Source organism: Streptomyces sp. NPDC044704, from assembly GCF_056433525.1.
In genome coordinates this window covers 332,010-351,299 of sequence record NZ_JBWKGY010000004.1, presented here as the reverse complement: position 1 = coordinate 351,299, position 19,290 = coordinate 332,010, and the positions used below count along the sequence as shown (strand labels likewise).

The following is a 19,290-nucleotide window of genomic DNA, read 5'->3' as shown; positions in this document are numbered from 1 at the left end:
CCGGTCCCGGGAATCAGAGGAAGTAGTGGAAGTGACCCATGGATCCACCCTAACCGCCCCCCACCGCCCCCTGCATTCCGTTTTCCCCGCGCACGAGCCTCCGGCGGTCTCAGATGTCGAGGAACCGGACGTCCTTGGCGTTGCGCTGGATGAAGGAGCGCCGGGCCTCGACGTCCTCTCCCATCAGGACGGAGAAGAGGGCGTCGGCGAGGGCGGCGTCGTCCAGGGTGACCTGGCCGAGCACGCGGTGGTCGACGTCCATGGTGGTGACGCGCAGCTCCTCGGCGTTCATCTCGCCCAAGCCCTTGAACCGCTGGATCGAGTCGTCGCGCAGGCGCTTCCCGTTCCCGGCGCTGCGGGCGACGAGCGCGTCGCGCTCGCGGTCCGAGTACGCGTACTCGAAGTCGTCGCGGCCCCACTTGATCTTGTACAGCGGCGGGCGGGACAGGTAGACGTGTCCGGCCTCGACCAGGGGCCGCATGAAGCGGAACAGGAAGGTCAGCAGCAGGGTGTTGATGTGCTGGCCGTCGACGTCGGCGTCCGCCATCAGGATGATCTTGTGATAGCGGAGCTTCTCGATGTCGAAGTCCTCGTGCACGCCGGTGCCGAAGGCGCTGATCAGTGCCTGGACCTCGGTGTTCTGGAGGATCTTGTCGATCCGGGCCTTCTCGACGTTCAGGATCTTGCCGCGGATCGGCAGGATGGCCTGGTACATCGGGTTGCGGCCGGACTTCGCGGAGCCGCCGGCCGAGTCGCCCTCGACGATGAAGATCTCGCACTTCGTCGGGTCGTTCGACTGGCAGTCGGACAGCTTGCCCGGCAGCGAGGCGCTCTCCAGCAGACCCTTGCGGCGGGTGAGGTCACGGGCCTTGCGGGCCGCGACGCGCGCCGTCGCCGCGGCCGTCGCCTTGCGGACGATCTCCGCGGCCTCGTGGGGGCTCCGGTCGAACCAGTCGGACAGGTGCTCGTAGGTCACGCGCTGGACGAAGGACTTGGCCTCCGTGTTGCCCAGCTTGGTCTTGGTCTGGCCCTCGAACTGGGGCTCGCCCAGCTTGATCGAGATGACCGCCGTCAGCCCCTCGCGGATGTCCTCGCCCGCGAGGTTGTCGTCCTTCTCGCGCAGCAGCTTCTTGTCACGCGCGTACTTGTTGACCAGAGCGGTCAGGGCGGTGCGGAACCCCTCCTCGTGCGTGCCGCCGTCGTGGGTGCGGATGGCGTTGGCGAAGGAGTAGACGCCTTCGCTGTAACCGGTGTTCCACTGCATCGCGATGTCCGCGGACAGCGTCCGCTCCGGGTCGGACGCGCCGATGGAGATCACGGTGGGGTGGACGGACTCGCCCTTGCGGGCGCTGAGGTAGGTGACGAAGTCGGCGATGCCCCCCTCGTAGCGGTAGGTCACCGTCCGGGCCGGGTGGTCCGTGTCGTCGTCCGCGGATCCGGCGGTGGCGGGTCCTGCGGCGGCCCGCTCGTCGGTCAGCGAGACGGTCAGGCCCTTGTTGAGGAAGGCGACTTCCCGAAGCGCCGGGAGAGGGTCTCGAAGGAGTAGCGGGTGGTCTCGAAGACGCTGTCGTCGACCCAGAAGGTGATGGTGGTGCCCGTCGCGGTGGTCGCCTCGTGCCGGGCGAGCGCGGCGGTGGGTACGCCGGCCTTGAAGTCCTGGCTCCACCGGTAACCGTCCTTGCGCACCTCGGCGGACACCCTCGTGGACAGGGCGTTGACGACCGAGAGGCCGACGCCGTGCAGTCCGCCGGAGACGGCGTACCCGCCGCCGCCGAACTTGCCGCCCGCGTGCAGCACGGTCAGCACGACCTCCAGCGCCGGCTTTCCCTCGGAGGCGACGATGTCGACGGGGATGCCCCGGCCGTTGTCGGCGACCCTGACCCCGCCGTCGGCGAGCAGTGTCACGGCGATCGTGTCGGCGACGCCGGCCAGCGCCTCGTCCACGGAGTTGTCCACCACCTCCTGCACCAGGTGGTGCAGGCCGCGTTCGCCCGTCGATCCGATGTACATGCCCGGCCTGGTGCGGACGGCGTCGAGCCCGTCGAGCACGCTGATGGAACGGCCGTCGTAGGACGGTTGCGGCGCCGGGCCGCCGCCGGCGCGGGGGAGGGGAACGGGGACGGCGGTGGGCTCGGTCGGGTTGCCGGGATCGGCCACGGAGGACTCCTTCAGGGCAGCACAAGCCGCGCTCCCGCAGGGAGCGTCTTGTGGACAGGGGGTGCCGGCGCGACGTGCGGAACGGGGCCGGACGCGGTCATGGACGGACACCCCGGCGCCGGGGTGCCCGTCCGCTCCATTCTATTTGCGGCCGGGGTTTCCTCCATGGGTCACCGCCCCTCCAAGGCGGCTGTGCGGCCGACTGGTGGATTGTGACGCTGTCGGCCTATCCCCCCTGCGCGAGGCGCGAGTTCGCCCTCCAGGCGGCCGGACGTGCCTTTCGGGAGGCATCGGACGGGAGGGCTCGCGGGGGGAATTGAAAGAGCTGCTCGACGGCGCCGCGGCAGCACGCGCGAGCTGCGGCGGGACCCCGGCCAGGGCGGATCGGGGCGGCGCCGTAGGGTGGGCGGGTGACCTTGCGCAGCCTTCACGACCGAACCGCCCTCGCCGACCGCTTCGGGCGGGACCCGGCGATGCACCTGATGGAGCTCGGCGACCTCGACGACCTGTTGTGGCCGCACACCAGTTGGTACACGGCGACCGACGACGGCCCGGTCGCGCTGCTGTACGCGGTCGGAGACATCCCGACCGTGCTCGCCTTCTCCCGCCCCGGCGACGCCGCCGCCCTGGAGGAACTGGCCGAGGAACTGCTGCCCGTCCTGCCCCGGCGGTTCTTCGGCCACCTGACCGGGGCGGTCGACAAGGTGCTGGAGTCCGCGTACGCGGTCCAGCGGCACGGCACCCTGCTGCGCATGGCCCTCACCGACCCCGGCCTCGCCGCGGCCCACCCGGGCGGCCCGTGGCGGCCCGCCCCCTTGGACCGGACCGACCTGCCGGAGCTGCTGGAGCTGTTCGAGCGGGCGTACCCGGGGAACTGGTTCGACCACCGGATGCTCGACACCGGCCAGTACGTGGGCGCCCGGCGCGACGGGCGGCTCGTCGCCGTCGCGGGCGTGCACGTCTACTCGCCCGCCTACCGGGTCGCCGCGATCGGGAACGTCGCCACGGACCCCGAGGTGCGCGGGCAGGGCGCGGGCGGGGCGTGCGTCGCAGCCCTGTGCAGGCAGCTGAGCCGGACCACGGACCACATCGGACTGAACGTGCGCGCCGACAACGCGACCGCCATCGGCCTCTACCGCAGGCTCGGTTTCACCGAGGTCACGGAGTTCACCGAGGCCACGTACACCGCGCTCGCGTAGCCGCCGGACAGCCGGCCGGGGCCCCGGCGGGCTGGTCTGAGTAGCAAGCGCACGGGGGCTGAGTACGGACACCGTGGTACCGCGCGCGGGCGGGCTGTTCACTGGGGCCATGACCGAGACGAACCCCGTGGGGGCGCCGGGCTCGCCCGCCCGGCGCACGAAGCCGTGCCAGTGGTGCGGGCGCCCCGTACCGCAGCGCTTCCCGGTGGTGCGCAAGCTCCACTGCGACACCGGCCACTGGATCAGCGACGTACGCGCCAACTTCTGGCGCAGGCTGTGGGACAACCTCTGAGCCGGCCGCGCCCCAAGCGCTCTGGCCGGCCCGTCGTCCGGGCCGGCCAGGGTTTCACGCGGAGGGGGTGTGGTCGGTTCAGCGGGTGGCGAGCAGCGTGAGGGTGTCGATCACCCGGTTCGAGAAGCCCCACTCGTTGTCGTACCAGGCGACCACCTTGACGTGACGGCCTTCGACGCGGGTGAGCTCCGAGTCGAAGATCGACGAGGCGGGGTTGCCGGTGATGTCCGAGGACACCAGCGGGTCGTCCGAGTACTCGAGGACTCCGGCCAGCGGACCCTCCGCCGCGGTGCGGTAGGCCTCCAGGACCTGCTCGCGGGTCACGTCGCGGGCGACGGTCGTGTTCAGTTCGACGATCGAACCCACCGGGACCGGTACGCGGATCGAGTCGCCCGACAGCTTGCCCGCGAGGTTGGGCAGCACGAGGCCGATCGCCTTGGCCGCACCCGTCGAGGTCGGCACGATGTTGACGGCGGCCGCGCGGGCGCGACGGGCGTCGCGGTGCGGGCCGTCCTGCAGGTTCTGCTCCTGCGTGTAGGCGTGCACCGTCGTCATGAAGCCGTGCTCGATGCCGGCGAGGTCGTCGAGTACGGCGGCCAGCGGCGCGAGCGCGTTGGTCGTGCACGAGGCGTTCGAGACGATCGTGTGCAGGGCCGGGTCGTAGGAGTCGGAGTTGACCCCGAACGCGAGCGTGACGTCGGCGCCGTCGGACGGCGCACTGACGAGTACCTTCCGCGCACCGGCCTTGACGTGGGCGCGGGCGGCCTCGGCCGAGGTGAACCGGCCGGTCGCCTCCAGGACGATGTCGACGCCGAGCTCGGCCCAGGGCAGCTGCGCCGGCTCCCGCTCGGCGAGCACCTTGATGCGGTGCCCGTCGACGACGAGGACGTCCCCGTCGACGGTCACCGGACGGCCGAGCCGGCCGGAGGTGGTGTCGTAGGCGAGCAGCCGAGCGAGGGTGGCGGGCTCCGTGAGGTCGTTGACGGCGACGACCTCGAGGTCGCTGTCACGCTCGAGGAGGGCGCGGAGCACGTTGCGTCCGATGCGGCCGAAACCGTTGATGGCGATGCGAGTCATGAGCGATGTCCCTTTCGTTCGCCACCAGGTTCGCGCCCGGCGCCCGCCCGCGACAGCGGCGTGATCGCCACGGTTCAAAAGGATCTCGCCAAACGGGCTACTCGCCCTGCGTGAAGGTGCGCCGGTACTCGGTCGGGGTGGTGCCGAGGATGTGCTGGAAGTGCGTCCGCAGGTTCGCGCCGGTGCCGAGGCCGACGTCGGCGGCGATCTGCTCCACGCCGCGCTGCGAGCGTTCGAGCAGTTCGCGGGCCATGTCGATCCGGGCCCGCATGACCCACTGCATCGGGGTGTACCCGGTGTCCTCGGCGAAGCGCCGCGAGAACGTGCGGGCCGAGACCCCGGCGTGCCGGGCGAGCGCTTCGAGGGTGAGGGGTTCGCCGAGCCGGTGCAGCGCCCACTCGCGGGTGGCGGCGAACCGTTCGCCGAGCGGCTCGGGCACGCTGCGCGGCACGTACTGCGCCTGGCCGCCGCTGCGGTAGGGCGCCGCGACCAGCCGCCGGGCGGCGTGGTTGGAGGCGGACACGCCGAGGTCGCCGCGCAGGATGTGCAGGCACAGGTCGATGCCGGAGGCGGCGCCGGCCGACGTGAGGACGCTGCCCTCGTCGACGAACAGGACGTTCTCGTCGAGCCGGACCAGCGGATGCCTCGCCGCGAGGGCCCGGGCGTAGTGCCAGTGGGTCGTGGCGCGTTTGCCGTCGAGCAGGCCCGTCGCGGCGAGCGCGAACGCGCCCGTCGAGATGGCGGCGAGTCGCGCGCCCCGGTCGTGGGCGGCGATCAGCGCGTCGAGGACGGCCCGGGGCGGGTCGTCGCGGTCGGGGAAGCGGTAGCCGGGGACGAAGACGATGTCGGCCCACGCGAGCGCCTCCAGCCCGTGGGTCACGTGGTACGACAGGCCGTCGCCGCCGGCCACGAGCCCGGGCGCCGCACCGCAGACCCGCACCTCGTACGGCATGCTCGCCCGGGTCGTGAACACCTGCGCGGGGATGCCCACGTCGAGAGGCTTCGCGCCTTCGAGGACGAGGACGGCGACGCGGTGGAGGCGGGAGGCTGGCACCTGACGAGGGTACGCGGGAGGGGCCTCAGGAAGAGGACGGCGAGGTGCGCGCGGGCGGCCGGTGCGGGCCGCTCACCGTTCGCCGAGCAGCACGGGCAGCTTGCGCATGTCGTGGAAGACGACGGTGCCCGGTCCTTCGAGCCGTTCCGCGGGGGTCAGCCCGCCGGCGTAGCCGAAGGCGCGCATGCCCGCGGCGCGGGCGGCCTCCACGCCGGGCCGGCTGTCCTCGACCACCGCGCACGCCGCGGGGTCGACTCCCATCTTCCTGGCGGCGTGGAGGAACAGGTCGGGGGCGGGCTTGCCGCGGGCGACCTCGGTGGCGCTGTGGATGCGGCCCGCGAAGCGTTCGTAGAGGCCGGTGCGGCCCAGGGTGTGCCGCATCTTGTCGTGTGAGCCGCTGGAGGCCACGCACGTCGGCAGGGTGATCGCGTCGAGTGCCTCGGGCAGCCCCTCGACGGGGGCGAGCCCGGTGTCCACGGCCTCGCGGTGGAGCCGGTCGAACCGTTCCTGCCAGGTCGCGGCCGTCTCCTCGCCGAGCCGGACGGCGACCTGCTCGTGCACGGAGGCGTTCGACCGCCCGATGAACCGGTCGATGACCTCGTCCTCGGTGAGCGGCCAGCCCAACTCCGCGCCGAGGGCGACCTGGACGCGGACGGCGATGCGTTCGCTGTCGACCAGCACGCCGTCGCAGTCGAATATGACGAGTTCAATCGGCTTGATCATCCCCGCAGCATAGGGTCCGCGGCCCCGGCGGGCCTGACCGCGTGGAGCACCCGCATGCCCCGGGGGCCCACGGCGGCGTGCCGGACCTCCAGACCGGCGCGCCGGGTCTCCTCGGCCAGCCAGTCCGCGGCCAGCCGAAGCTTGGGGTAGCTGCCGGCCCGGAAGTGCCATTCCCCCTCCGAGCGGGTGTGGAGCAGGTCGTGGACCAGGACCGTGTCCTCGTCGACGTACTCCAGGAAGCAGGTCAGCAGTCGGTCCTCGGCGGAGCGTACGGGGAGGAACCGGTCGGCGCCGCGCAGCTCCCCGGTGAGGTCGCGGTAGGTCACGACGAGGTGTCCGCCGGGGCGCAGGGCGCGCGCCGCCCCGTTCAGCAGGGCGCGGACGTCCGCCGTGCCCGGCAGGTGGGTGAGGGTGTCGCCCATGCACACGATCGCGGCGGCCGTGGCGGGTCCGGTCACGCGGGGGAGCGCTTCGACGAGGTCCGCGTGCACGGTGTGCACGGCGTCCGCGACGCCGGCGGTCGCGGCGTGTCCGGCGAGTTCGTCGAGCAGGGCCCGGCTGGTGTCCACGGCGGTCACGGAGGAGAAGCCGAGGTGCGCCAGGGCCAGGGTCTGCGGGCCGGGCCCGGAGCCGAGGTCGAGGGCGCTGTCGCCGTGGGCGTCGGGCAGTACGCCCAGTCCGCGGAGGAGTTCGGCCTGGTCCCGGGCGGTCGCGTGGATGTCGCTGCCGAGCATCCAGGTGTAGTGCTCGGCGAGCAGCCGGTCGTAGTGCTCGGGGGGTGTGGTCACGGGTGCGGTGTCCTTTCGACCGGTGGATCGGTGGATCGGAGGGGTGGTGGGTCGGAGGGCCGGGCGGGGTCGGTCGGCGGCCCGGCGGTCGGTGGGCGCGTGGCGTACGGGAGGGGACGGCTACAGGGAGTCCAGGTCCACGGCGTCCGCCATCGCCCGGTACCCGGCGTCGTTGGGGTGGAGGCCGTCCCCGCTGTCGTACGCCGGGAGCAGCCGTCCGGGGTTCAGCGGGTCGGCGAGGACGCGGTCGAAGTCCACGACGGTGTCGTACGCGCCACCGGTGCGGATCCACTCGTTCAGCGCGGCGCGCGTCCGGGCGGGGATCCCGCTCTCCAGGCCCTTGCCGGGCGGGAGCGTCGCCCCGACGACCGTGATCCCCCGGGCTCGGGCCGCACGGATCAGCGCACGGTGGCCCTCGATCAACTCGGCGGCCGTCACCCCCCGGTTCGTGGTGGTGCAGGCGTTCGCGGCGGTCTCGCCCATGAGGATGTCGTTGGTGCCCTCCAGCACGATCACGGTGCCCACCCGGATCTGTCCGAGGACGTCGTGCCGGAACCGGGTCGTGGCCTTCTCACCGAAGCACGCGGAGTCGCTCAGCACCCGGTTGCCGCCGATGCCCGCGTTGAGGACCGGGCGCGGCCGGCCCTCGGCGGCCAGCCGCCGGGAGAGCTGGTCCGGGTAGCGGTTGTCGGCCCCGGTGGTCGAAGCGGCGCCGTCGGTGAGCGAGTCGCCGAAGGTGACGACCGCGTCCCGCCGCGCGCCCGCCGGCGCGCCGGCCACGTCGACGCCTTCGAGGAAGTACCAGGACGCGCTCTTCTGCGCGAACGCGTCCGCGCCCAGGTCCGCGCGGTGGTCGCCGTCGGCCCGGTACGTGTCCTCCATGGCCACGTTGTGGAAGGTGGCCGGTCCCGAGGGGCCGTCGAAGTACAGGGTGACGGCGAGGCGGTCGCCCGCCTTCACCGGCAGCCGGACCGGGTCACTGGCCGGCCGGTCCCCGGGCCGGACCGAAGGGGAGGCGGATCCGCCGAAGGTCAGCGTACGGACGGTCCCGGGCCGGACGGCGGCGCCCCCGGCCGATATGCCGACGGTGGCGCCGGTCAGCCGCAGAGGGGTCGTGCCGAAGGCGTTGGACAGGCGTACCCGCAGCTCGGAGCCGTCGGCGCCGACCCGGACGGTCTGCCGTACGGTCTGGTGGTCGAAGCCGGCCTCCGCCCAGGTCGGGTACCAGCTCTGGGAGGGGCGCTGGACGGCCGTGGCCCAGCCGGCGGTCCACCGGTGCGCTCCCGCGGAGGCGGATGCGGAGGCCGTGTGCGCGGGGGCGGCGGCGGTGATCAGGAGTGCCGCCAAGGCGGCGGCGGTCAGCGGGAGTCGGACGAAGGCGCGCATCGTGAGCTCTTTCGGACGGTGAAGATCGGCAGGACGAGGTACGGCACGGCAGCACAGGGCACGGCAGGGCACGTCAGCACAAGGCACGTCAGCCCAGGGCACGTCAGCCCAGGGCACGGCACGGCAGCGGCCGGGCGGGCGGGCCGCGGTGCCGGGCAGGGGGCCTCTGGTGCCTCTGGTGCCTCCGGTGACGGGAATCGACCCGGTCATGGTTTCCCCCTCGTGCGGGCGCTTCAGTGCTGTTCCACTGCTCTGACCCGCCGCGACGCAAGAATGTGACGGCCGGGGCGACATTCGCCCCGGCCGTTCTCGAACGTGCGGTTCAGACGCCCTTCGTGGGGCGTCGCGGGCCGGGAACCAGCCTCCACCGAGCCCTTCGAGCGATCAACGGCGAGTCCCGCACCGACCGATAACCCGCCGGTTATCGAAGCCCCTTCACGGGAGGATCGAGTCGACGTAGCCGCCGTCGACCCGCACCGCCCCGCCCGTCGTCGCGGACGCGAGCGGCGAGCTGAGGTACACCACCATGTTCGCGATCTCCTCCGGCTCGATCAGCCGCTGGAGCAGGGACTGGGGCCGGTGCTCGCGCATGAACGCGCGCTGCGCCTCGTCCCAGGGCAGGTCCCGGTCCACGAGTTCGTACACGAAGTCCTCCACGCCTCCGGTGTGCGTGGGTCCGGCGATGACGGAGTTCACGGTCACCCCCGTCCCGGCGGCCTCCTTGGCGAAGCCCCGGGACACGGCCAGGAGCGCGGTCTTCGACATGCCGTAGTGGATCATCTCGGCCGGGATCGCGACGGCGGAGTCGCTGGCGATGTTCTGGACGCGGCCCCACGAGCGCTCGACCATGCCCGGCAGGTAGTGCCGGATCATCCGGACGGCCGTGAGCACGTTCGTGTCGAAGTAGCGGCGCCACTCGGCGTCGTCGATCTCCAGGGCCGGCCGCGCGCCGAAGACGCCGAGGCTGTTGACCAGGATGTCGACGTCCGGGGCGGCGGCGAAGACGGCCTCGGCGCCCTCCTGCGTCGCGATGTCGCCGGGCGCGCCGAGGAAGGTGCCGCCCTCCGCGCCCAGCCGTGCCACGGCCGCGTCGACGGAACCCCGGCTCCGGCCGTTGACGGCGACCCGCGCGCCGGCCGCCGCCAGTCCGGCCGCGATCGCGGCGCCGATGCCCTGGGTGGAACCGGTGACCAGAGCGGTCTTCCCGGAAAGGTCGATGAGCACGCCGCCCGCCTCTCTGCCGCCCCGGAAGGTCACTTTTCCTTGCCGCGTCCCTCGCCCCGGTCGTCGACGTACGTTCCGGTGGCGATGCCCGGGACGTCGACGGAGGTGCGGTGCACCTTGCCGACGCCGCTGCCCCGGTCGGCGCTCAGCCCGTAGTGCCGGTAGAGCCGCCCTTCCTCACCGGCGTCCAGGTGCTGGCCGGCGTCCACCCGCGGGGCGTCCTTCACGACGTCCTTGGTGTGCGGGACGTGGAGGGCCTGCCCGTCACTGCGGGCACCGGAGAGGGGGACGAACGACTCCTTCATCCCGAACCAGCCCGTCTTGACGGTGACCCACTCGGGCCGGTCCGTCGTGTCGTCGAGGTACACCCGGCCGATGGTTCCGATCTTCTCCCCCTCGCTGTCGTACACGGTCAGGTCCATCAGCTGCTCGGCGGTCGGGAAGCCGTTGCCAGTGCTCATCGGTGCGTCCTCCAGTGGGGTACGGGCACGCGGCGGTCTCCAGGGCCGCGCCCACCTCTACACCGCACCCGGACCGGCGCCGCGGCAAGCGGTCGGACGCCTGCGCGCAGGCGTCCGGACGGCCCGCGAGCCCCCGCTACCGCCCCGGCGGGCCGATGTCACCGCCCGTCGCAGGGTTGCTCCGAAAGAGCGGCTCGGGCCGGTGCGGTGCGGGGCGGGGCCGATTCCGGCTGGCCGCGCCAAGATCGGGTAGGCGCGCGGCGAGAGACGTCGTACGGGAACGGTGGTCGGATTGGGTCTGACGGGGATCGACATGGTGTACGCCTGCGCGGGACTGGGCGCCCTGTGCGCGGCGGTCCTGCCGACGGCTCTGGCGAAACGGCCGCTGTCCCTGCCCATGGTGTTCCTGGCGGCGGGCTTCCTGGTGTTCCTGCTGCCGCTCGACGCCCTCCCGGAACTCGACCCCGTGCGGCACCGGGGAGTGGTGGAGCACCTCACGGAGGTCTGCGTCGTGGTGGCCCTGATGGGCGCGGGCCTGGCCATCAACAGACCGCCCGGCCTGCGCGCCTGGGCGACGACGTGGCGGCTGCTGGGCCTGGCCATGCCGCTGACCATCCTGCTGACGGCGGCCGCCGCCGGATGGCTGCTCGGGTGGCCGCCGGCCGTCGCCCTCCTCGTGGCCGCCGCCCTCGCCCCCACGGACCCGGTCCTCGCCGCCGAGGTACGCGTGGGCGAGCCGACCGACGAGGCCGACGACGAGGACGAAGTGCGCTTCGGGCTGACCAGCGAAGCCGGACTCAACGACGGCCTCGCCTTCCCCTTCGTTCTGGCCGCCGTCGCCCTCACCGCGGCCTCCGCGACCGGCTGGTCCGCGCAAGGGCTGTGGCACTGGGCCTGGAGCGACGTACTGGTGCGCAGCACGGTCGGGCTGCTGGTGGGCGTCGCCGTGGGCAGGCTGCTCGGCTGGATGTTCTTCCAGGCGGCCTGGAAGGCCCTGCGGCTCTCCGAACACCGCGAGGGCTTCGTGGCCCTCGCCGCGACCTTCACCGCCTACGGCCTGACGGAACTGCTGCACGGCTACGGGTTCCTCGCCGTGTTCGTCACCGCCTGCACGATCCGCGGCGCCGAACGCGCGCACCGCTACCACCGCGTCATGCACGCGTTCACCGACCAGATCGAGAGGCTGCTCACGGCGGTCGTGCTCTTCCTCCTGGGCGGCTACATCGCGACCGGCGGCCTCGGAGCACTGACCTGGCGCGGGGCCGCTCTGGGCGTACTGCTCGTCCTGCTGATCCGCCCGGCCGTGGGCTGGGCGGTCCTGGCCCGGGGCCGGGCCGTCGGCAAGGAGCGGGCGGCGATCGCCGTCTTCGGCATCCGGGGGATCGGATCCTTCTTCTACCTGGCGTACGCCCTGGGCGAGGCGGACTTCGCCGCTCCCGCACGGGAACTCTGGGCCGTGGTGACGTTCACCGTCCTGCTCTCGGTCCTCCTGCACGGCATCGCCGCCACCCCGGTCACGGCGCGACTCGACTCCGCCGAGGATCCGGGTCACTAGTGTCGCGACCCGGTGGACCTTTCCGGTCACGGCACCAGCGGATGTCCTGCCGAAACCTGGGTACACGCGGCTTCGAACGGAACGCCGTCGGCCGCGGCCGTCGTGGAGCGGCCGGCCCCGCCGAGACCAGGGAGAAGACACAGCGATGAGCGACCAACCCCGAACCGCGCGGGCCGACCGCAGCCGCCTGCTCGCCGCAGGTGCGGCTCCGGCGGTCTTCCCCCTGGTCCGTCTCAGCCTGGTGCGCGTCGGCCCGGGACGCCGCCGGTGAACCCGTCCAGTACCCCGTACATGCCGACGGGCGTGCGCCTGGTCGGCTTCGTCAAGGCCGGGCCGGGCGGTGCGATGACCGACGAGGTCGGCGTCGTCACCGGCGACCTGACCCTCGCCACGGAGGACGACGGCACCGGCCGGGCCACCCTGACCGTCCAGTACACGGGGGCGGCGGAGTGGTACACCCTCACCGGCAGCCCCGTCCCCCTCCCGGAGGCCGGTATGGCAGCGCTCCACGAGGAGGTCCTGGCGGCGATCCGGACCGGTGGTGGCGCGCAAGCCCCCGACCCGACGCCGCGGACGCCCCCGAACGCCGAGGCGATCCCGGCCGCTCGGCACCCCGGGCCCTCCGGGACCCGTCCATAACCAGGAGACCCGTGCGGCGGGCGGAGGGCAGGATGCCGCCATGGACCGTCAACGCATCAGCTCCCTCGCCCATGCCGACCACCCCGTGGCCGCCCCCTTGAGCGACGACTCCGTCCGGGCCCTCCTGGAGCGGGCCCTCGCGCCGGGCGCCGGCCGGCTCCTCGACCTCGGATGCGGATCGGGAAGCTGGCTGGTGCGCGCCCACGCCGCGAACCCCGGTTTGCGCGCCGACGGGGTCGACCACGACGCCGAGACCATAGCCACCGCCACGCGCGCCGCCGCCGGAGCGGGGCTGGCCGACCGGATCGTGTTCCACGCCCAGGACGCCACCGGGTTCACCTCCCCGCACCGCTACGACCTGGTGCTCAGCATCGGGGCCGACCACGCCTTCGGCGGTCTGGCCCCCACCCTCGAAGCCGCCCGCGGACACCTGGCCCCGGGCGGCCACGTCCTCCTCGGCACGTGCTTCTGGGAACGCGAACCCGGCCCGGAGACCCTCGGCTTCGGCTTCCGCGCCGAGGACCACGACGACCTGGCCACGACCGTCGACCGCGTCGTGGACCAGGGCTGGACCCCGCTCCACGGATACGTCAGCACCCTTAGGGAATGGGACGACTACGAGTGGTCCTGGACCGGATCCCTGTCCCGATGGGCCCTGGAACACCCCGGCCACCCCGACAGCGGCCAAGCCCTCCGGGCCGCGAACGACCACCGCGACGCCTGGCTCCACGGCTACCGCGGGACGCTCGGCTTCGTCACCCTGCTCCTCTGCCGGACGCCGCCCCGGTGACGCGTACGCCCCGACCCGTATGCCCCGACCGGTAGGACCCGTACGCCCCGACCCGTCCGCCCGGGAAGGACCGGCCACCCGTTCGGGTGAATCGGCTCGCCCTGCCCGTGGCCGACACCCCTTCCGGGTGATCGTTTTTCCGGGGCGTGACGGGCCGGCCGTCCGCACCCCGTGAGCGGAGGGTGTGACGGTGGCGGTTGATGTGGTGCGCGAGTCGGCGCGGGCCGGGCGGTTCGTGTTGTGGGAGGAGTCGCCACGTGACGGGGCCCAGGCCAAGACGCTGATGACGGCTGACTTCCGGGTGCGTCTGGCCCGCGCCCAGGGCCGGATCTTCGGCGGGAACGGGCACCGCCACGTGGTGTTCGCCGCCGGGTTCCCCGCCGTGTGCCCGCAGGAGTTCGAAGCGGTCCGCCGCGTGGCGGTGGAGGCCGAGGGGGCGGTGAGCGTGTCCGCGGTGTGCCGGGGCACCGCCGGTGACGTGCGCCAGGCCCTGGCCTCGGTCCGCGGCAGCGCCCACGCGCGGATCATGGTGATCGTGCCCGCCTCGGAGGCCATGGCGGGGGTGATGACCCACGGCACCGCCGAACAGGCGCTGGCCAAGGGCGCCGCGCTGGTCGCACTGGCCAGGGAGACGGACGACACCGTGGCGGTCGACGTGTGCCTGGCCGACGCGTCCCGCGCCGACCACGCGCTGACGGGCGAGCACGCGGCGCACCTGACGGAGGCCGGCGCCGGGGTGGTGGTGCTGGCGGACACGGTCGGCGACCAGCTGCCCGAGGACGCCGCGTCCCTGTTCACCACCGTGCGCCGCCGCGCGGGCGACGACGTCGTCCTGGCCTCGCACCTGCACAACGACCTCGGCCTCGCGCTGGCCAACACCCTCCAGGCGCTGCGCGCGGGCATCCGCGTGCACTCCGCGTCCTGGCTGGGCATCGCCGAACGCAGCGGCATGGTCGCCACCGAACAGCTCCTGTTCCTGCTGGCCTACCGCCCCGAACGCACCCGCGCCCTCCTCGGTGACGGCCGCGACCCCTGGTGGACCGCTCCCGACCTGACCCTGCTGCCGGACCTCGCCCGCATGGTGGCCGCGGAGACCGGCGCACCGCTCGGCGTGACCACCCCGGTCGTCGGGGACGGCGTCGGCACCATTTCCACCGGTACGCCCTTCGTCCATCCCCGCCTGTTCGAGCCCTACGATCCGCTCGAACTCCTCGGCATCGAGCCCCGGGTGATCCTCACGCATCTGGCGAGCGCCCGCGTGATCAACGCGGTCGCGGCCCGTCTCGGCCACGACCTCGACCCCGACCAGACCCGCGCCGCGGCGACCTGGGTGAAATCACGGGCCTACGGCCAGGGACACGCCGTGGTCGACGAAGGGGAATTCGCCGACTACCTCACCGCCCTGACCGTCCCCTCCGCGCGGACCCCGCGATGACCGCTCCGCGTACCGACACCGTCGACGCCGCGCACGCGAACCTGTCCCGGCGCCGGGCCGCGGTGCTGCCCAATCCGGCACCCCTGACGTACGTCGTCACCGCCCTCACGCCGCACGCGGTGAACCGGGCCAAGGGACGCCCCGCCGGTCAGCCCGTCGCCCTGTGGACCCACCACCCCGACACGACCGACCGCGTCCTGCGGGCGCTCGACCTCGCCCCCGGGCCGGCCGAAACGGCCCGCCGGCTGCTGACCGGGGAACGCGTCACGCTGCTGGCCCCGCTGCGTCGTGACCACACCCCGCCCGACTGGCTGGCTCCGGCCACGCACGAGGGCTGGACCCTGCTCTTCGGCGCCCGCTGGGCCCCGCTCCGGCCGGTACTGGACGCGTACCCCGTCCTGTACGTCAGCAGTGCCAACCGGACGGGCCGCCCTCCGGTGTCCAGCGCGGCCGGGGCGCGGGCCGTGTTCCCCGGCCACGTCACCGTCCTCGACCCCGCCACGCTCCCCGGCACCACGCCCGACGCCGCGGACGCCCCGCCCCGCTCGGCCACCACCACGGTCCGCCTGCATCCGGACGGGCGCATGGAACTGCACCGCTCCGGCGCCCAGGACCAGGTGTACGCCGGTCCCGGCACCTATCTGGATCACCTGCGCGCCGCCTGCCGGCCCCGGCCCGGGCCCCGGCTCACGGAGAGGTGACGGCCTGCTCCAGCAGACCGTGAAGGACGCGCTGTTCCTGCGGGCTCAGCCCGGAGAGCGGTGAGTCCACGGCCAGGAGTCCGAGGAGACGTGCGCGCAGCGCGGTCCCCTCGGCGGTCAGGACGAGGTGCTTGGCGCGCCGGTCGGTGGGGTGCGGATGGCGTTCGACGAGCCCCTGCTTCTCCAGCTTGTCGATGACGAACGTGGTGTTGGAGGGTTCGCAGCTCATGCGTTCGGCGAGCTCCCGCATGGTCATCGGTCCGCTCATCTCCCGCAGGGCGGTCGCCTGCGGCGCCGTCAGCCCGAGGGTGGCGGCGCGTTCCCGTACGTGCTCGGCGATCCGCTGCGCGAGCCCGTTCACCAGACCGCACAGCTGTCGCTCGGCGATGGCCTGCTGTTCGGGGGGCGTCGTCATGCCACCACCCTAGCAACTCCGTCAAGGTGAAACATTTCTAGCTTGAATGATTCTAACTTGATGCTTATGGTGGTGCTCGTCGCCGCGGGAGGCACCGCGACGGCCTGACGACGACTCACAGGAGAGAACCCATGGCTGACTTGACGGTCGAGCGGGACGAACGACTGAGCCGGCCGGCGGGAATCCGCTCGATACGGCTGGGCGACACGAAGGTGTCGTACGTACCGGACGGAGACGTGCGGCTGCGCCCGCTGCGGATGCTCCCGGACACCACCGACGAGGTGTGGGCCGCACACCCGCAGTACCTGGACCCGGCCGGCCACCTCGTCGGCAGCGTCGGCGCCCTGCTGGTGGAGCGCGGTGACCGCGCCCTGCTCATCGACGCGGGCTTCGGCCCGCAGGCGCTCCAGGCCCCGGACGGCCCCCTCGCCGCGATCCACGGAGGCGCCCTCCCGCGCGGCCTCGCCGAACTGGGCCGCCGCCCCGAGGACATCGAAGCGGTGGCCTTCACCCACCTCCACTCCGACCACCTCGGCTGGGCCTGTCACCCCGCCCCCGGCGAAGACCGGCCCGTGTTCGCCCACGCCGACCACCTGGTCTCCGAGCAGGAGTGGGACCGCCGCGACCTGCTGGAGGCCCAGGGCATGGCCGGACAGGTCGCGGCCCTCGCACCGCGCGTACGGACGGTCACGGACGGGCAGGAGGTCTTCCCCGGTGTACGCGTACGGATCACCCCCGGCCACACCGTCGGGCACGCCGAGTACGTCATCACCGGCGGCGGACGGCGCCTGATCGCCTTCGGCGACGCCATGCACTCGCCGATCCAGGCCGACCACCCCGCATGGTCGTCGGCCTTCGACCACGACCCCGCCCTGACGGCCGGTCACCGCCACCGCCTCGTCGCCGAGCTGGCGGAGCCCGGCACCATCGGCTTCGGCGTCCACTTCGCCGACGTCGTGTTCGGACACGTCCGCCGGGACGGGAACGGCCCGGCCTGGCACCCCGTCGACGCCTGACCGGCGGAAGCGGGCGCCGACGGCGGCGTCACCCGTGGCGCGCGGGAGGTGCGCCGTGGTGTCGCCGTTACCGGCCGCGCCGTCCCGAATGCGGTATACGTCCTCTGGGGCTCACCCGATCCCCGCGAAGGGAGCGTTGCCGTGGAGCGCACGACGTGCTGCGTGGTGGGAGGCGGGCCGGCCGGAATGGTGCTGGCACTGCTGCTGGCGCGGGCCGGGGTGGAGGTGACGGTGCTGGAGAAGCACGGCGACTTCCTGCGCGACTTCCGCGGTGACACCGTGCACCCCTCCACCCTGTCGCTGCTCGACGAGATCGGCCTGGCCGAACGGTTCGCCCGGCTGCCGCAGCGCCGGGTGACCTCCGTGCAGCTGCCCATCGGGCCGGACCGCTCCCTGGTCATGGTCGGCAACATCGGGGCGCTGCCGGGCAAGTACAACTACATCGCGATGGTCCCCCAGTGGGACCTGCTCGACCTCCTCGCCGACGAAGCGGGCCGGGAGCCGTCCTTCCGCCTCCGCATGAACACCGAGGCGACCTCCTTCCTCATCGAGCGCGGCCGGGTCACGGGCGTCCGCTACCGCACCGCGGACGGCGGCACCGGCGAGCTCCGGGCCGACCTGACCGTGGCCTGCGACGGCCGCGGCTCACTGGCCAGGGCCCTGCCCGAACTCGGCCTGGAACACTTCCCCTGCCCCATGGACGCCTGGTGGTTCCGCCTGCCGCGCCACGAGGACGACCCCAGCGGCCTCGTGGGCGCCCTGGGCGACAGGTTCTTCACCGCGCTCATCGACCGCGGCGACTACTGGCAGTGCGCCGCGCTCATCCCGAAGGGGACCGACGCCGAGCGCCGCGCCGAGGGCCTGGAGCGCTTCATGGACCGCTTCACGGCCGCCGCCCCGTGGCTGGCCGGCCGGAGCGGCGCCGTCACCTCCTGGGACGAGGTCAAACTGCTCGACGTACGGCTCGACCGGCTGCGCCGCTGGCACCGTCCCGGGCTGCTGTGCATCGGTGACGCGGCCCACGCGATGTCACCCGTCTTCGGGATCGGCATCAACCTCGCCGTGCAGGACGCGGTGGCCGCGGCCCGCCACCTCGTGCGTCCGCTGCGCGCGAGCACCGTGGGCCTGCGCGACGTGCGCCGCGTCCAGCACCGGCGCTGGCCCACCACCGTGGCGACCCAGGGCCTCCAGCGCCTCGCCCACGCCCAGGTCATCGAACCGCTGCTGGCCGGCCGGACCGCGTTCGGCGATCCCCGCAAGGCCAAGCGGATGACGGAACTCGTCACCGACTCGCGCTGGCTGAACCGGATCCCGGCCTACTTCCTCGCGTACGGAGCCCTCCGCGAGCGCCCCCCGAGGGAATCGCTCCGCTGAAGGACCGTCCGGCGGGAGCCGGGCGGCGAGACGGGGCGTGAGACGGGTCCGGGCCGGCAACGAGTTTTCACCGCGAGGTTACCGATGGGTAGCCGTGGGGGGTGCCGGGACGGTAGCGTCGGCGGCCTGGAGGGGAGTGCCATGCCTCGTACGTTCACGGTGTCCGACAGCATCGTCGTCCACGTCCGTCCCGACGAAGTCTTCCGGCAGGTCGCCGATCCCGCCCGCATGGGCGAATGGAGTCCGGAGAACCTGGGCGCCACCGTCCACGGTGACGTCGGTGAGACGCGCGTGGGGATGGTGTTCGACGGACGGAACAAGCGCGGCGCCTTCCGCTGGACCACGCGCTGCACCGTGACGGCGGTCGAGGCGGACCGCTTGTTCCGGTTCCGGGTGCACGCCATCGGCGTACGGCGCCCGCGGGTGCCCGGCCCCATCGCCACCTGGGAGTACCGGTTCGAGCCGGTTCCCGGGGGCACCAGGGTGACCGAGACGTGGACCGACGACCGGCGTTCGTGGCCCGACTTCGTCGCCGGCGCCTTCGACCGGGTCGCGACGCGGGGACACACCTTCGCCGACTTCCAGCGCGGCAACATCCGCACCACCCTGCGCAACCTCAAGAAGGCCCTGGAACCGGCGCCCGACACCGCGTGACCGCGAGAGGCTGGGACGTCTACGCCGGCGCGGCCTTCGACGCACCCGCCCTCCTGCGCGCCCTGTCCCCGCACATCTCGCTCGAACTGTTGCCGTAGCCCCGGGAGTCGCCGCCCGGCGCCTTCGGCCGGGGCCTCGGCGGCTCCACCGGCCGCTTCGGGGGCGGCGGCGTCCTCGGCGGGTAACTCTGCGGCACCCTCGGGCCCTTGTCCTCGACCGGCTGCGTCCTCATACGGCCACGCTACGTCCGGCCCGGCCGGCCCGGCGGGCATCGGGACGAACCGGCAGCCGTTTCCCGGAGCCTCCGGGACACCCGGCATACGGCCGGCCGGTACCCGGCCGCACGGGCT

The 19,290-nt window shown here is 73.1% G+C and carries 19 protein-coding genes and 1 pseudogene; 11 read left to right on the top strand and 9 right to left on the bottom strand.

Annotated elements, in window-relative coordinates; all coding sequences use genetic code 11:
- Positions 1-109 precede the first annotated feature (109 nt).
- A pseudogene (gyrB, locus tag AC07B0_RS12430) lies at positions 110-2,157 on the bottom strand (DNA topoisomerase (ATP-hydrolyzing) subunit B).
- 410 nt (positions 2,158-2,567) lie between these two features.
- Here gyrB and AC07B0_RS12425 point away from each other — a divergent pair.
- Positions 2,568-3,356, top strand: coding sequence for a GNAT family N-acetyltransferase (locus AC07B0_RS12425; RefSeq protein WP_478897903.1), 789 nt, complete (start codon positions 2,568-2,570; stop codon positions 3,354-3,356).
- A 109-nt stretch (positions 3,357-3,465) separates the two neighbouring features.
- Positions 3,466-3,648, top strand: coding sequence for a hypothetical protein (locus tag AC07B0_RS12420; protein WP_478897901.1), 183 nt, complete (start codon positions 3,466-3,468; stop codon positions 3,646-3,648).
- A 78-nt stretch (positions 3,649-3,726) separates the two neighbouring features.
- On the opposite strand, the gene gap is transcribed toward AC07B0_RS12420, so the two are convergent.
- From gap to AC07B0_RS12385, 7 genes are all read right to left on the bottom strand, one after another.
- The gene (gap, locus tag AC07B0_RS12415) at positions 3,727-4,725 is read right to left on the bottom strand and encodes a type I glyceraldehyde-3-phosphate dehydrogenase (RefSeq protein ID WP_356882382.1); all 999 of its coding nucleotides are present in this window, start codon (positions 4,723-4,725) and stop codon (positions 3,727-3,729) included.
- Between the two features lie 97 nt (positions 4,726-4,822).
- A complete protein-coding gene (locus AC07B0_RS12410) occupies positions 4,823-5,779 on the bottom strand; it encodes a GlxA family transcriptional regulator (RefSeq protein ID WP_356882380.1) in 957 nt (318 codons plus the stop codon).
- 72 nt (positions 5,780-5,851) lie between these two features.
- Positions 5,852-6,502, bottom strand: a complete 651-nt coding sequence (locus tag AC07B0_RS12405) for an HAD family hydrolase (protein WP_469382638.1) — start codon at positions 6,500-6,502, stop codon at positions 5,852-5,854.
- Positions 6,499-7,290 carry a class I SAM-dependent methyltransferase gene (locus AC07B0_RS12400; RefSeq protein ID WP_356882376.1) on the bottom strand — a complete coding sequence of 264 codons (792 nt, stop codon included), beginning with the start codon at positions 7,288-7,290 and terminating at the stop codon, positions 6,499-6,501. The genes AC07B0_RS12405 and AC07B0_RS12400 overlap by 4 nt, the downstream gene beginning before the upstream one ends.
- Positions 7,291-7,410: 120 nt before the next feature.
- Positions 7,411-8,676 carry an SGNH/GDSL hydrolase family protein gene (locus AC07B0_RS12395; protein WP_478897898.1) on the bottom strand — a complete coding sequence of 422 codons (1,266 nt, stop codon included), beginning with the start codon at positions 8,674-8,676 and terminating at the stop codon, positions 7,411-7,413.
- Between the two features lie 435 nt (positions 8,677-9,111).
- Positions 9,112-9,900 carry an SDR family NAD(P)-dependent oxidoreductase gene (locus AC07B0_RS12390; protein WP_356882372.1) on the bottom strand — a complete coding sequence of 263 codons (789 nt, stop codon included), beginning with the start codon at positions 9,898-9,900 and terminating at the stop codon, positions 9,112-9,114.
- 29 nt (positions 9,901-9,929) lie between these two features.
- The gene (locus AC07B0_RS12385; protein WP_478897896.1) at positions 9,930-10,361 is read right to left on the bottom strand and encodes a PRC-barrel domain-containing protein; all 432 of its coding nucleotides are present in this window, start codon (positions 10,359-10,361) and stop codon (positions 9,930-9,932) included.
- 313 nt (positions 10,362-10,674) lie between these two features.
- Between AC07B0_RS12385 and AC07B0_RS12380 the strand changes: the two genes are divergently transcribed.
- The 6 genes from AC07B0_RS12380 to AC07B0_RS12355 all read left to right on the top strand — a co-directional run bounded on the left by AC07B0_RS12380 (position 10,675) and on the right by AC07B0_RS12355 (position 15,481).
- Positions 10,675-11,916, top strand: coding sequence for a cation:proton antiporter (locus AC07B0_RS12380; protein ID WP_469382680.1), 1,242 nt, complete (start codon positions 10,675-10,677; stop codon positions 11,914-11,916).
- Positions 11,917-12,061: 145 nt separating this feature from the next.
- Positions 12,062-12,187 carry a hypothetical protein gene (locus tag AC07B0_RS12375; protein ID WP_356882370.1) on the top strand — a complete coding sequence of 42 codons (126 nt, stop codon included), beginning with the start codon at positions 12,062-12,064 and terminating at the stop codon, positions 12,185-12,187.
- The gene (locus AC07B0_RS12370) at positions 12,184-12,555 is read left to right on the top strand and encodes a hypothetical protein (protein WP_469382641.1); all 372 of its coding nucleotides are present in this window, start codon (positions 12,184-12,186) and stop codon (positions 12,553-12,555) included. The genes AC07B0_RS12375 and AC07B0_RS12370 overlap by 4 nt, the downstream gene beginning before the upstream one ends.
- Positions 12,556-12,595: 40 nt before the next feature.
- The gene (locus tag AC07B0_RS12365) at positions 12,596-13,345 is read left to right on the top strand and encodes an SAM-dependent methyltransferase (protein ID WP_469382642.1); all 750 of its coding nucleotides are present in this window, start codon (positions 12,596-12,598) and stop codon (positions 13,343-13,345) included.
- A gap of 190 nt (positions 13,346-13,535) precedes the next feature.
- On the top strand, positions 13,536-14,780 hold the full coding sequence (locus AC07B0_RS12360) for a 2-isopropylmalate synthase (RefSeq protein WP_469382643.1): 1,245 nt from the start codon (positions 13,536-13,538) through the stop codon (positions 14,778-14,780).
- A complete protein-coding gene (locus tag AC07B0_RS12355) occupies positions 14,777-15,481 on the top strand; it encodes a hypothetical protein (protein WP_469382644.1) in 705 nt (234 codons plus the stop codon). The genes AC07B0_RS12360 and AC07B0_RS12355 overlap by 4 nt, the downstream gene beginning before the upstream one ends.
- On the opposite strand, the gene AC07B0_RS12350 is transcribed toward AC07B0_RS12355, so the two are convergent.
- The gene (locus tag AC07B0_RS12350; protein WP_356882362.1) at positions 15,468-15,896 is read right to left on the bottom strand and encodes a MarR family winged helix-turn-helix transcriptional regulator; all 429 of its coding nucleotides are present in this window, start codon (positions 15,894-15,896) and stop codon (positions 15,468-15,470) included. The two genes, AC07B0_RS12355 and AC07B0_RS12350, sit on opposite strands and share 14 nt — an antisense overlap.
- A 131-nt stretch (positions 15,897-16,027) precedes the next feature.
- Between AC07B0_RS12350 and AC07B0_RS12345 the strand changes: the two genes are divergently transcribed.
- From AC07B0_RS12345 to AC07B0_RS12335, 3 genes are all read left to right on the top strand, one after another.
- On the top strand, positions 16,028-16,912 hold the full coding sequence (locus AC07B0_RS12345; RefSeq protein ID WP_469382645.1) for an MBL fold metallo-hydrolase: 885 nt from the start codon (positions 16,028-16,030) through the stop codon (positions 16,910-16,912).
- A gap of 141 nt (positions 16,913-17,053) precedes the next feature.
- Positions 17,054-18,286, top strand: coding sequence for an FAD-dependent oxidoreductase (locus AC07B0_RS12340; protein WP_469382646.1), 1,233 nt, complete (start codon positions 17,054-17,056; stop codon positions 18,284-18,286).
- 141 nt (positions 18,287-18,427) lie between these two features.
- Positions 18,428-18,940: an SRPBCC family protein gene (locus tag AC07B0_RS12335; protein WP_467299969.1), complete on the top strand. Its 513-nt coding sequence runs from the start codon at positions 18,428-18,430 to the stop codon at positions 18,938-18,940.
- Positions 18,941-19,290: the final 350 nt, after the last annotated feature.